The sequence below is a fragment of the Kitasatospora sp. NPDC056327 genome (genome assembly GCF_042261735.1).
In the GTDB taxonomy this organism is placed as follows: domain Bacteria; phylum Actinomycetota; class Actinomycetes; order Streptomycetales; family Streptomycetaceae; genus Kitasatospora.
Genome location: NZ_JBHJRC010000035.1, coordinates 1 through 12,580 on the forward strand (window position 1 = coordinate 1; position 12,580 = coordinate 12,580).

Genomic DNA, 12,580 nt, shown 5'->3' on the forward strand with positions numbered 1-12,580 from the left:
GGACCGGCCCCGGCCCCGCCCGTCCCCGCCGTGCTCAGAGCGTCCGGCGCACGCCCGCCTGGCGCTCCAGGTTGCGGAGCTGGACGGCCAGATCGCCCTCCACCGCGGTGTGCGCGGGGCCGCTGCGGCCGATCGGCAGCACCTCCTCGCTGCGCATGTCCTCCAGCATCAGCGCGAACGCCGCGTACCCCGCGACGACCGCCACCAGCAGACCGAGCACCCCCGAGGTCCGGGTGAGCCACTCGGAGCCGGTCAGACCCGCGAGGCCGGTGGCCGCCCAGCGGGGCAGCGAGGCCACCAGGACGAACCAGAGCGCGCGCTTGGGCCCGGTCACCGAGGCCATCAGCGCCCCGAAGCAGAGGAACGCCAGGTTGAACACGCCCAGCACCCGGAGCCCGTCGGCCGCGCCGCTGAACAGCACCAGCGAGTAGGCCAGCCAGCTGCCGGCGAACACCCCCATGAGCGTCGCGGCGATCACGTCACGGGCCCCGAACGCCAGCACGCTCACCAGGATCTGGAGGAAGAACGCGGGCAGCACGCACAGCGCGACCGCCGCCCGCGCCCCCGGCCCGAGGATCCCGAGCTGCAGGCATCCCGTCAGCACCGAGGCGATCGCCACCGTGAAGAAGCCCAGCGGCATGGGCGAGGCGATGGGCCTCAGGTTGATCCGGGTCATCGCCCGGAGGTCCGGCTCGAACCGGCGGGCCGCCGGGTCGTCGTGGCCGGCGGCGGAGGGGGCGGGGCTTGAGCTCAAGGTGCGGCGTCCTTCGTGGTTCCTACCCGGATGACGGAACGCCGGCATCCGCACCCACCACCCGACGGCAGGCACTTCCCGAACCTACGACCGCCCCGCCCCACCCGCTGTACCCCCTGCGCCCGGCCCCTGACACCACAGCGCACCACCGCGCACCACCGCCCACCATCCCGGCATCCGCGCCGCCCGGCTCACCGCCTCCCTCACGGACAGCGCGCTGCCCGGCCGCCTCCTGGCTACCCACGTGCCCGGCGGCCGGGCCTTCGCCCTCGTCCTGCTGGCCCTGACCGTGGCCGCGGTGGGCGTCTGGTTCCTGCTCCGCCCGCCGCGTACCGTCACCGCCGCCTCCGACCGGCTAGCCCTCGGGCTGGCCCTCGCCATCTGTCTGGCCCCGGCCACCCGGTTCGGCTACCCCCCGGTGCCGTTCGTCCTGGTCGGCTGGGTCCGGCTCCGCCCGGATTCCCTCAGATCAGGAGAACACATGCGCACCGCCGCCGTTCCCCAACAAAGCTCCCCCGGCCTCCACAGCCCCCGCGCCGGCTCGGATGGACCTACGCACTGCTCCGGGTGCTCGGCTGCCGGACCGTCAGGACCCACCGGCTCGCCCTGGGCCGCGCCACCGGCACCCACCCGATGAGCCTCCCCTACCGCACCGGCCTGCCGGTGCACGGGCGCGCCTTCGTCACCGACGGCGCGCACGGACTCGGCCCGAACTCCGAGTTCCCCACGGAGCGGCGGCTGATGGTCCCGGTCCGGACGCTCGACGCGCTCACCGACGCCCGCACCGGCGGACCGCTGCCGGAACGCGTCGACTTCGTCAAGGCCGACGTCGAGGGCGCCGAGCCTCTGGTCGTCGAGGGCGCCCGGGAGACCCTGCTGCGGAACCGCCCCGCCCTGCTGCTGGAGATCGAGGCCAGGCACCTCGCCAAGTACGGCGAGCGCCCGGACCGCCTCGTCGCCCGGCTGTCCGCCCTCGGCTACGCGATGTACGTCTGGCGCCGCGACCACTGGCACCCCGTCGACCACGTCACCGGGGCCCACCGCAACTACCTCTTCACCACCACCCCGCCGGAGGCCTGACCCATGCCCCGCACCCTCGTCGTCACCAACGACTTCCCGCCCCGCCAGGGCGGCATCGAGACCTTCGTCCACGCCATGACGAAACGCTTCGACCCAGCCGCGGTCAGCCGGGGACGGCTCGCACCTGGGCGCTGCGGCTGATCAGTGCCCGGGCGTCCGCGGGGTTACCGGCGTCCAGGAGGTGTCCGACCACGGTGAGCACAACCGCCTCGGGCCGGCTCCCGACCTTCCTCAGGAGTGCCTCCGCAGCCTCGCTGAGGCCCCGGCTGCGGCACGCATGGATCGCGGCGGCGGACTCCGCAGCAGCCGCCTCGTCGCCGGCATGGTCAAGCATGCCGACGGCGTGCTCGAAGCGGCCGCTGTCCAGGTGCAGCAACAGCTCGTCGACCGGCCAGTGCAGATCCGCGGCCGAACCGCGGCGCCGGTCCCCCTCGGCAGGGGGGACCGGCGCTGCGGCCGCGGCGCCGGTCCCCCCTGCGAGTGCCGTCACGGCCCCGCCGCGCATGCTGTCAGCGGTGTCAGCGGCCGGCTTGACCGCCGTGGCAGGGCCGCTGCCGTCGGCAGCGGTCTCGTACTCCTCCGAAACGCGCTGCATCAGGCGCTTGAGTTCTGCCAGAGCGACCACTCCAGCCGTGGACCTGCGCTCCGCAAGCCGGTGGAGCTTGAGGACCGTGTCGGTGTCGGGGTGCATAACCTTCCCCGACGCGAGGCGGTTGAGGACCGAGCGGGAACTGTGGATCTGACCTGCGGCACTGCGCAGCGACCCGCCAGTGGCGCCCAGCAGGGTGCGCACCGCCTGGGCGAGGTCGCGGCGGGCCGGGGGAAGGGATGGCGAAAGGGCCTTCAGGTGTCCGCGCGGAGGCAAAGGAACTCCCCGGAGGTAGGAGCGACGAAGAGTGAGCCCATCTTCGCAAACGCCTGTGACAGCCGGGAAGCTCTGCGGCACCGCAGGGACGGTTCCGGGCTCCGGCGCGAGGAGGGACACCCGGGGACAGGGAGCCCTTCTCAAGTCCTGCCGTGTGCGCTTCGCTTGAGGAACAGGCGGAACCGGCCGCTGACAGCCCGGCTGAGCCCACGGCGCTGGAGCATGAGAGGATCCGAGGAGCATGGTGGCAAATCCGTCCTGGACGGACGAGGAACTCGGCACCAAGAAGCGCGTCGCACTGTGGCTGGTGACCGAGGTCGGACTCGGCAGCGTGTTCACCAAGGAGCAGCTCCGGACGGCCTTCGAGGGGGTCAGCCAGGTCGACCGCCGCATGAGGGAGCTCCGCGACCACGAGTGGCAGATCGACACCAACCGGGAGGATCCGGCCCTCGACCCCAGCGAGCACCGGTTCGTGAAGCAGGGAATCCCGGTGTGGGAGCCCGGTATGGGGGGCCGCAAAGCGACCGAGTCCGTGGGAGCCGTCCAGCGCCGCGCCGTGCTCCTTCAGGACAACTATCTGTGCCGGACCTGCGGCATCGGCAACGGCGAGCCCTACGGCGACGGACACGGCGCCACCTCTCACCTGGACATCGCGCGGCGTTCGGTCACCCTGCCCGGCGGCAGCACCGAGGTGCAACTGGTCACCGAGTGCACCCGGTGCCGCGTCGGCGGCCGCGACGCCGGCGCCGACCTCAGCGCCTTCGCGTCGGCGCTGGCCCAGCTGTCGGCCTACGAGCGCAAGATGCTCTCTGCCTGGGTGGGCCAGGACGCCCGCGGCTTCAACGAGGTGGAGAAGCTCTGGGGGGTCTACCGCACGCTGCCGGCGGCGGCGCGCGCAGAAGTCCGCGACATGCTGCTGTAGTCCGCTCCCCCGGGGCCGGCCCCGCATCACCCGGGCCGCCCGTGCCACCAGCCCTCGCAGTTTCCGAACCGCTTTCACGCACACGAAGGAGCACACCCGTGTTGATCGACTTCGGCCAGCCCCACGAAGCCGCTGGGAACCGCGAGCTCGTGGCCCACCGGCTGAAGGAGCTGCGGAACGGGAACGGGGTCCCGGAAACGCTGACCGTCGAGTGGCGCGGGAAGCCCATCCACATCGAGGTCATCGACATGCCCGTCGAAGTCCTGCGCTACAACCCCGGTACTCATCGCATCCGTGCCCAGCGCGCCTACGACCAGGTCCGGGACGGCTTGCTGACCGATGACCCCTGGAGCCCCGCGAGCCAGGAGTACCTCCACCACCTGCTGAAGGCTCTGCCGGCCGACCCCTCCAGGACCGACAAGGCCTTCGAGGACCTGGCCGAGAGCCTGCGCGAGTACCAGCAGAACGAGCCCGGCCTGATCACGCACGAGGGCATCCTCGTCAACGGCAACACCCGCCGGGCGGCCCTCAAGGAGCTCGGGCGCACCAGCATGCGGGTCGGAGTCCTGCCGGAGAGCTGCGAGTGGAGTGACATCCACGCCGTCGAGCTCTCCCTCCAGCTGCGCCCGGACACCCGGCGGGACTACTCCTACATCAATCACCTGCTCGCTCTGGAGGAGCAGGTGACGCTCGGCAAGCCGCTGCCGGAGATCGCCCGCAGCTTCCACACCACGAAGCCGGCCTGCGACCGCGACCTGTGGATCCTGGCACAGCTCCGGGACCTCATCGGCCGCAGTGCCACCGGAGCCGCTTCCCTGCGGCTGATGGACTTCGAAGAAGCAAAGGAGCGGTTCTTCGAGCTCTACCGCGCGTACAACACGGAGTCGGCGCGCAACCGGGAGCGTGCCGACCTGCTGAAGGAGGGACGGCTCGCGGCCATCGTGCTGGAGTTCGCCAAGACCGACGTCCGGTTCATCCAGCCCGATTTCCAGGAACGGTTCCTGGACCAGCGGCTTCCCGCAGATCTCAGGCCCGTCCCTGCCCAGGCGGCCCCGGCGGTGGCCATTCCCGGTCTCGGCCGCACCATCCAGGCCGCCGGCGCGAACGTCGCCGCGGCCAAGGCGCTCACCGACTCGCTGCTCCGGGCCAAGGCCGTCAGAGCGGCCGGCGCCGCGGCGACCCCCGAGGAGCAGACGGCAGCCGCCGCTGTCCTCGACCGGACCAGGATCGTCTTCAACGAGGCTCTGGAGTTCGCCGGCAAGGACTTCCGGCTCAGGAAGAAGCGCCTCGCCGCTCCCGACCGCGTCACCGATGCCTGCAAGGACCTGGAACAGTGCGTCACCGACCTCGTCCTCGCCCGCGGCAACGGAAGCCTGGACGAAGGAGCGTTCGACGACGCCCTGCTGCAGCTGCGCACCATCATGGGGCGCGTCGCCGCCGAGGCCCGCAAGAGCGTGCCGCTGCCGGGTGAGGGCCTTGAGTGGCTCAACACGGCCGTGAGGAAGCAGCAGTGACGGACACCCAGGCCGATCCCTCGCTGCGGATCGCATTCGATGTGTCCCGGACCCGCGTCGTCCTGCGCGGCGCACCGGGCCACGAACAGGACTTCGCGGACCTGGCCGCCCGCATCGCCCCGGGCGGCCAGCGCGGCCCGCTGATCGGCGAGTTCGAGCTCGATGACTTCCTCGACCGCATCATCGAGCTCGGTTCCTGGCACCACGACGGCGTCGAGTGGGAGGAGCCGCTGGTCCGGCTCGTCGCCGGCGTCCTCGACGACGCCGACCGGGCTCAGCGCGCCCTCCACAGCGGTGCGGACACCGGCCAGGGCAGGGTCTCCCCGGAGGACGTGACCGGTCTTCTGGGCGATGACTGGACCGGAGACCTCACCCCGTTCCAGCTCCGCGACGCAGCCCAGCTGCTGTCACTCGGGCACGGTGCGAACTTCAGCGTTCCCGGTGCCGGCAAGACCCGCGTCTCGCTCGCCGTTTACGCCGCCATGCGTGAACAGGGCCTGGCCAAGCGGCTCCTGGTCGTCGGCCCCAAGTCGGCTTACGAGGCATGGCAGACGGAGCCTCAGCTCTGCTTCCGGACACCACCCCGGGTAGCCGTCATGGGCCGCACGCCCGACTACGGCGCGGAGGTACTGCTGGTCAACTACGAGCGCCTGTCCCGGGCCGTACCCGGCCTCGCCTCGTGGCTGGGCGCGGCGCCCTCGATGCTGGTCCTCGACGAGGCCCACCGCATGAAGCTCGGCGCCAACGGGACCTACGGCTCCGCCTGCCTGGCACTCGGGCCCACCGCCACCCGCAGGCTCATCCTCACCGGCACTCCGGCCCCCAATGGGGCCCGGGACCTGGAGAATCTGCTGTCGTTCGTCTGGCCCGGCCACGGCAAGCGCGTCGTCTCCGACGCCGTCCGCGGCGGCGACCTCGCCTACGCCAGCACAGTGCTCCGTCCGCTGTTCACCCGCACCACCAAGCGGGAGCTCGGCCTGCCCCCCTTTGAACCGAAGGTCCGGTACGTCAGCCTCCCTCCGATCCACCGGGAGTTGTACGAGGCCCTCAAGGGCAACTTCTCGCCCCGGGCCGAGGCGTCCCGCACCGACATCGAAGCCCTCGGGCGGGCAGCACTGCGCCTGCTCATGGCCGCGACCAGCCCGGCCCTCCTGGTCGAGGGCAGCAGCCCGCACGAGCCGCTCGCCTACCGGGTACCGGCTCTTGAGGCAGCACCCGGAGAGTCCCTCCACACGCTCCTTCGCGACCTGCCCAGCTACGAGCTCTCCCCCAAGTTCCAGGAGGCGGTCCGGATCGTCGCCTCCAACGCGGCGGCGGGCCGCAAGACGATCGTCTGGACCACGTTCGTACGCAGCATCACCACTCTGGGCGTGCTTCTCGCCCCGCACTCGCCGGCCATCGTCCACGGTGGCACGGCTGACCGGGAGGAGGAGATCCGCCGGTTCCGTGAAGACCCCGACTGCATGGTGCTGCTCTCCAATCCGGCCACCCTGGGCGAAGGCATAAGCCTGCACCAGGCGTGCCACGACGCGGTCTACGTCGACCGCGACTTCATGGCTGGCCGGTTCCTGCAGAGCCTCGACCGGATCCACCGTCTGGGCCTCGCCCCCGGCACGGAGACACGGGTCACCGTTCTCGTCGCGGAGGGCACCATCGACGAGGTGGTCCAGCTGCGCCTTGAGGCGAAGCTGGCGTTCATGGGCAGCATCCTGGACGACCCTGAGGTGCGCCAGCTCGCTGACCTCGCCGAGGAGCCCGTCGGCAGCGCTGGCCTGGACCTGGCGGACATCCGTGAACTCCTGCGCCATCTCGACCCCCCCGTTCCGGCCGGCCGATGACCGCGGAGAGAGCCGGGACCAGCAGCCGTGACGGGCCCGGCGCGCCGTACGGATCACCGGGAACGGCACCGGCTCCCGGCCGGCACTCCGGCCCGGGCACCCGTGGCTCACGGCCGACCGGAGCCACCAGGCAGCCGCACAGGTCCCCGGTCTGCCCGCACCGGGTACCAGCGCGACCGAAGGTGTCCGCCTGGCACCCTGGACTCAGGAGCATGAAGACGCACGATGGGTGGAACTGGAGTGCACCAAGTGGGTGGTAGCGCAGGAAAGCGGTCCGGGCACCGGGACACCGCTGCTGCTGGAACCGCGGGGGCAGTGGGGGCGGACACCACCGCATGGGTTGCCCCGGAAGGGTCGTGGGCCTCCTCGGCCGCCAGGCGCCGCAACATGCAGGCGATCCGGAGCCGGGACACGTCCCCCGAGCTCGCGCTGCGTTCTCTCGTCCATGCCGAAGGACTCCGGTACCGGGTCGCGGCAAAGCCGCTGCCCGGCATGCGGCGGACAGCCGATCTGCTGTTCCGTCCCACCCGGGTAGCCGTTTTTGTCGACGGGTGCTTCTGGCACGGATGCCCGGAGCACTTCGTTGCGCCCAAGACGAATCCCTCGTACTGGGAGTCGAAGATCGGTGGGAACGTCAGCCGGGACCGGGACACCGACGAGCGCCTCGCCGGCGAAGGGTGGCTCGTGCTGCGGTTCTGGGCACATCAGCCGCCCGCGGAGTGTGCGGACGCGGTGGTGACAGCCGTCGTGGCGCGGAGAGCAGAGCTCGCCGAACGGAAACGGCAGCGGGCGGCGGAGGAATAGGGCCGCCCGCTACGGGGCCGCCCGCGGTCAGGTGCCAGCGGGCGGCCCGTCGGCGGACTCAGCTGATCCTGGCCTTGTTGGCTTTGAAGAGCTCGTGCCGACCGTGGTCCTCCTGGCCGACGAAAGCCTTGAATTCACGGAGCAGATAAGCCATGGCGCCGTCCTGGCCCGCCTCGGTCTCCTCGATGGAGAAGTCCCGGCCGAGGTGGGAAAGGCGCCGCTCGATGTCGTTCATCCCCAGGACAACACCGGTCCTGTCCAGCGCGGTGACGATCTGCTCCGCGGTCATCGGTTCGCTCTTGCCGCGAAGGAGCCGGTAGACCGGGTCGTGGGTGGTCTCGGTCCGCTCGCGCGGGGTGCCTTCCTTCCGGAGTGCCCTGGCGATCGATAGCCCGACCGCCTCGGCGACCGGCGGAGGGAAGGCGTTACCGATCTGGCGGTACCCCGTGGTCTTCGCTCCGGCGAACTGCCAGTCGTCGCTGAAGCCCTGGATCCGCGCGGCCATCCGACTGGTCAGCTTGGGACCGCCCCTGACCTCGCCCTTCTTGCTCACGGCCGGCGTGAAGTCCGGCTTCGGGGCTTCGTTGGAGAGGCCCCACGCGTCCACTCCCAGCGCCTCCCACGCAGCCTTGGCCCGTGAAGGGCCGAGATCGGCCCCGCCGTGCTTCTTGGAACCGCCGACGATGGTGGGTGCGATGCCATCGGCCCTGGCGGCCCATGCCTTGGCACCACCCCAACCGTTTGCCGCCATGAGGTCCCCCAGAGTCTCACCAACGGTAGGCGCGGGTTCGTCCCTGGGCTCCGGCCAGTGGAAGTAGTCGGCGAACTCATCCTGGAGCGCCACCAGGACGAACCTGGGCCGCAGCTGCGGCACGCCGAACTGGGATGCCTGGAGCAGCCGCCACTCACCTGCGTAGCCGTAGTCACGGAGAGTGTCCAGCACGTGCTGGCGGTAAGCCGAGAAGCGGTTGGCACTCAGTCCGCGCACGTTCTCCAGCATGAGTGCCCTGGGCTTGATGCGGCCTGCCAGATGAACCGCCCAGGCGAACAGATCACGTTCATCAGTGGCACCGAGCTGTTTGCCGGCGATGGTGAACGGAGGGCACGGAACGCCACCCGCCAGAAGCGGGACGCCGTGGTACTCGTCGGGGTTCCAGACCGACTCGTCGGCGACATCGCCCTCCACGACCTTCCACTCCGGCCGGTTGAGCCTGAGGGTCTTGCACGCGTTCGGGTCGAGCTCGACAGCGAGCCGGTGCTCGAATCCCGCCCTTTCAAGTCCGAGGGCCTGCCCCCCTGCTCCTGCGCAGATTTCGACAACCTCAAGGGCAGACATTCATCCTCCGTACAACACGCACCGAACCTTCGGGACGGGAGGCACCGGGCAGCGGACTGGAAACAGTCCCGATGTCGAACAAACCGGCTACCTCCCCTTCAGGTGTGACCTTGCCACTGCGTCCCCGCCCAGCCCAAACCTCATCCGCAGGGCGCCAGGGACAGACGACCTGTGTGGACCGGCCAGTGTAGTTGCGAGCCCGGACACACCAGCCGGCCTGGCACGGACCACGCCCGTGCACAACGTGCTGATGTGAACGAGGACACGCGGCGCACTCCCCACAGCGTCCGACAGCAGGAGACCAGCCCCGGGGAGAGACGGAAGGCCGACCCGTCCGCGGTATCCCGGAGGCTGCGCGGCCTCATCAGGCGCCTGACACCGGCGGCGGACGGGAGCACCAGGGCCCACCGCTTCCGCCAATGATGCCAGCTCCTGTGCCCCGCAGAACCTGCCCGGCCGCTCGCACCCGCCACACCCAGGACCTGTGCGGCACCCCGCCCCCGCCTCCGGGCCCTGCGGGCCACCGCCTCAGACTGCCGTCACCACTGGCACAGCCCACGGCTGGGGCAGGCCGAATGCCGCCGCGGCTACGTGTGCGGCCAGAAGTGGCGGCACGGCGTTTCCGGCCTGCTCGTACTGCTTCGTCTGGGTTCCCTGCCACGGGTAGTCCCCGGGGAAGGACTGCAGCAGCCCCGCTTCGCGGACGGTGATCCGCGCCGTGTCGGAGGCGCCGCCGCGGTCCTTCCAGCATCCGCGGTCGCGGGACTCGGCAAGGGCACGGCGGGCCTGGGTCGGAAAAGGCTCGGCGCCGCCCGTCTTGCCACCGCCGGCGGTCACCGTGGGCGAAGGCCGGTCGGTGGCACCCCAGCCGATACCTTCCGCCATGGACACCCAGCGCACCCGGGATTCCCCGAAGAGGTTGCCGTCCTCGCCGAACTCGGTGTGCGTCGGCTCGGGAGGCTGGGCGGTCCGCTGGCGCGAGGCGATCAGGATCGCCCGGCGCCGGCTCTGCGGAACACCGAAGTCGGCGGAGTTCAGGTTGCCGCACCAGGTGCTGTAGCCCCAGCCCCTCAGCACCTCCGCGTAATGGCGGAACAGGGGAAGGGCATCGGGAACCTCCTCCATGACGGCGTCCTCCGGCCGCAGGGCGTGGAGGTAGCGCATCGGCTCGGCCGCGAGCAGGGATCGGGGATCCTGGCACGCGGCGAGAAGCTGCGGCCGGGTGTCCCGGCCCCTGGCGAGGTCATCGATCGCCTGGTGGACCAGCGGCTGGTCCACCAGCCCCAGCTGCTTTCCCGCCCTGGACCAGGCCTGACACGGCGGAGACGCGATGAAGCGGCGGATCCGGCCGTCCATGGGCTCCGTGGCGATCTGGGAAACGTCCGCACGAACGGTGGGGTGGCCCGCGGCAGCCCGCGTCCGGCAGGCCGCAGCATCCCACTCGATCCCGATGTCAGTGATCCCGTGGTAGCCGCGCAAGCCCTCGGACCAGCCGCCGGGCCCGGCGAACAGGTCCAGGGTGTCAGGAGCGACGGGGGCAGGCATCAGGCCTCCGGGACAGGTCGGAACGGTGAACGTGGCTCGGTCAGGTGGCGCTGGCTGCGCCCTGCCCGCCTGGCACAGACAGCGGCCGGCCAGCCCACACGACCATACAGGCGCGGACCGACAGACCGGCTGCCACGGCCGGGCCCACGCGCGGGCATCCCCTCAGACGGCCAGGTCCAGCGGCAGGTCACTGATGTCGCGGAGGCGGTTTCCGTCGACCAGGGTCTGAAGCATTGCACTCGCCTCATCGTTGGAGGCCTTCCCCACGGCCCTGATCAGCTCCGGAAGGGCGAAGTGGTAGACCATGTCGATGTCACCGGTCCCCAGAGCGAGGGACGCGAGCCTGGCGGGCGACGGCTCACCCGTGACGACCACGATGTGCGGCGTGCGCCCCTTGCGGTTCCGGATCACGTTCAACGCCTCAGAACGGGCGTTCTGGGCGCGGTCACTGCGCAGGGTCCACTTGCACGAAACTATCGCGTGGACAATAGGGCGCCCCTGGTTTGCACTCCTGATATCAGCACGCTGACCGGATTGCGCGTCCACGAGTTCGAGCTCCCGGTTGATCACCGCATCCGGCTCGGGCTTCCGCAGCACCAGAATGTCGGGACTGATCTCATACGAGTTCCCCAGTACCGAGGCCAGGGTCCGGTCCCTCTCAATCGCAGACGCAAGGGAGGCCAGGTGAGAGAAGGGCTCATACTTCGAGATCCGGTACTCGGAGCGCGATCCCCCGACGTTCTCGACGATCCAGTCACCCGGGCGAATCGACTGGAACACCGGGAAGGTCTCCACCAGGAAGGACTCCACGGCCCCTTCGAACTGCTTGCCCACCCGCTGGCCCGCGAGCTTCTCCTGGACAGTCCCGGCACCGAGGTCCTGCGCGATGCCGAACGCGATCGACCTGCTGGTGTTCTGGCTGCCGTCAGCATTCGAAGCCACGCCACCGGGTGACAGCGACAGAGTTTCCTCCTCCACGAGCTTCCTGTGGAAATTCACCCGTGCCGCAGTAAGAGCCGCCGCCATGCGGAAACCACCCAGATCATCCGGTTTGATCAATCCTGCCGCTTTTGCGGCGGGAGGGACATTCGCGCGTACAGTGTACAAAAGCAGCCACCCGCCACCGCAGGCGCCCCGATCGGTCCCGACTGGTGCAGGTCCGCGACCCGGCCGGTCAGGCCGATCTCCAGGACCCAGGCAAACCGGACCGTGATCCCTCGCGCGTCGTTGCCCGTGAGTGCGCGTGCCGGGTCTCGCGGGCAGTGCCCGTTCGGATCCGCGGACGTGAGACAGATCCCTGAGCCATACCTCATGTGGTTTCCCCCGGCCCCTGCGGCGGAGACGCTCAGCCGCTTCGTCAGGACGATGCTCTGCCCGTTCTCCACCATCGTGCGGTGGAACCGCGTCACACGGGCCGGCAGCTGAGCGGTTCCGCCCTCGGCGTCCGGCGGGCGGGCCTTCCCGACCGGCGTGGTCGTCCGCCCCCTCCAGCGAACCTGTTCTCCGGGAGCGAGCTGAGGTGCCGCCGGCGGGCGGCCCCTCCCTTCCCGGTTGCGATCTCCTCCTCCGTCGGCGCGGAGCGGCCGCCGGTCCGGGTGGCGAGTCGGGACAGACTCCGCCCGGCACCGCCGGGGAGCCCGCCCGCGGCGGGAGCGGAACCGACCCCGAACCCGGCGATGCCGGTGCCGGGGGAGACCATGCTGAGGACGCTCGCGCTCGGTACTCCTGCCAGCAGGGTGACCGAAGCGGGCAATGGCGGTGGTGCCCGTCAGTACGCGCCCTTCCGCTGAGCGCGAGCACCCGTTCGCACGTCGCCCCGAGCCTCTGGAGCAGACGCGCGCCGGGAGCGCACGCGTCCGCTTCCGCCCATCAGCGCTCCCGGCGGCCATCGGACGCGGCCCCGAACCGGTCCCATCGCCGGC

The 12,580-nt window shown here is 70.8% G+C and carries 11 protein-coding genes; 6 read left to right on the forward strand and 5 right to left on the reverse strand.

The annotated features are described in order from the left end of the window. Window positions 1–34: 34 nt before the first annotated feature. Entirely contained in the window at window positions 35–754 is a 720-nt protein-coding gene (locus ACFCX4_RS07985; RefSeq protein ID WP_376139769.1) for a GPR1/FUN34/YaaH family transporter, read from the reverse strand. Window positions 755–1,321: 567 nt separating this feature from the next. On the opposite strand from ACFCX4_RS07985, the gene ACFCX4_RS07990 reads away from it, so the two are divergent. Both ACFCX4_RS07990 and ACFCX4_RS07995 read left to right on the forward strand, forming a co-directional pair. Then, window positions 1,322–1,834, forward strand: coding sequence for an FkbM family methyltransferase (locus ACFCX4_RS07990; RefSeq protein WP_376139770.1), 513 nt, complete (start codon window positions 1,322–1,324; stop codon window positions 1,832–1,834). A gap of 3 nt (window positions 1,835–1,837) precedes the next feature. Continuing rightward, entirely contained in the window at window positions 1,838–1,975 is a 138-nt protein-coding gene (locus ACFCX4_RS07995; RefSeq protein ID WP_376139771.1) for a hypothetical protein, read from the forward strand. Here ACFCX4_RS07995 and ACFCX4_RS08000 read toward each other — a convergent pair. Then, a complete protein-coding gene (locus ACFCX4_RS08000; protein WP_376139772.1) occupies window positions 1,938–2,627 on the reverse strand; it encodes a hypothetical protein in 690 nt (229 codons plus the stop codon). The genes ACFCX4_RS07995 and ACFCX4_RS08000 overlap by 38 nt on opposite strands. Before the next feature lie 313 nt (window positions 2,628–2,940). On the opposite strand from ACFCX4_RS08000, the gene ACFCX4_RS08005 reads away from it, so the two are divergent. From ACFCX4_RS08005 to ACFCX4_RS08020, 4 genes are all read left to right on the forward strand, one after another. Further along, entirely contained in the window at window positions 2,941–3,621 is a 681-nt protein-coding gene (locus ACFCX4_RS08005; protein WP_376139773.1) for a hypothetical protein, read from the forward strand. A gap of 98 nt (window positions 3,622–3,719) precedes the next feature. Further along, the gene (locus ACFCX4_RS08010) at window positions 3,720–5,135 is read left to right on the forward strand and encodes a transcriptional regulator (protein ID WP_376139774.1); all 1,416 of its coding nucleotides are present in this window, start codon (window positions 3,720–3,722) and stop codon (window positions 5,133–5,135) included. After that, window positions 5,132–6,973, forward strand: a complete 1,842-nt coding sequence (locus ACFCX4_RS08015; protein ID WP_376139775.1) for a DEAD/DEAH box helicase — start codon at window positions 5,132–5,134, stop codon at window positions 6,971–6,973. Before ACFCX4_RS08010 ends, ACFCX4_RS08015 begins: the two co-directional genes overlap by 4 nt. A gap of 387 nt (window positions 6,974–7,360) precedes the next feature. Further along, window positions 7,361–7,777 (forward strand): very short patch repair endonuclease, encoded by a 417-nt coding sequence (locus tag ACFCX4_RS08020; protein WP_376139776.1) that lies wholly within the window; start codon window positions 7,361–7,363, stop codon window positions 7,775–7,777. A 58-nt stretch (window positions 7,778–7,835) separates the two neighbouring features. On the opposite strand, the gene ACFCX4_RS08025 is transcribed toward ACFCX4_RS08020, so the two are convergent. From ACFCX4_RS08025 to ACFCX4_RS08035, 3 genes are all read right to left on the reverse strand, one after another. After that, window positions 7,836–9,113: a DNA cytosine methyltransferase gene (locus ACFCX4_RS08025; protein WP_376139777.1), complete on the reverse strand. Its 1,278-nt coding sequence runs from the start codon at window positions 9,111–9,113 to the stop codon at window positions 7,836–7,838. A 528-nt stretch (window positions 9,114–9,641) separates the two neighbouring features. Then, a complete protein-coding gene (locus ACFCX4_RS08030; RefSeq protein ID WP_376139778.1) occupies window positions 9,642–10,658 on the reverse strand; it encodes a DNA cytosine methyltransferase in 1,017 nt (338 codons plus the stop codon). A 162-nt stretch (window positions 10,659–10,820) separates the two neighbouring features. After that, entirely contained in the window at window positions 10,821–11,717 is an 897-nt protein-coding gene (locus ACFCX4_RS08035) for an NgoMIV family type II restriction endonuclease (protein WP_376139779.1), read from the reverse strand. Between the last annotated feature and the right edge of the window lie 863 nt (window positions 11,718–12,580).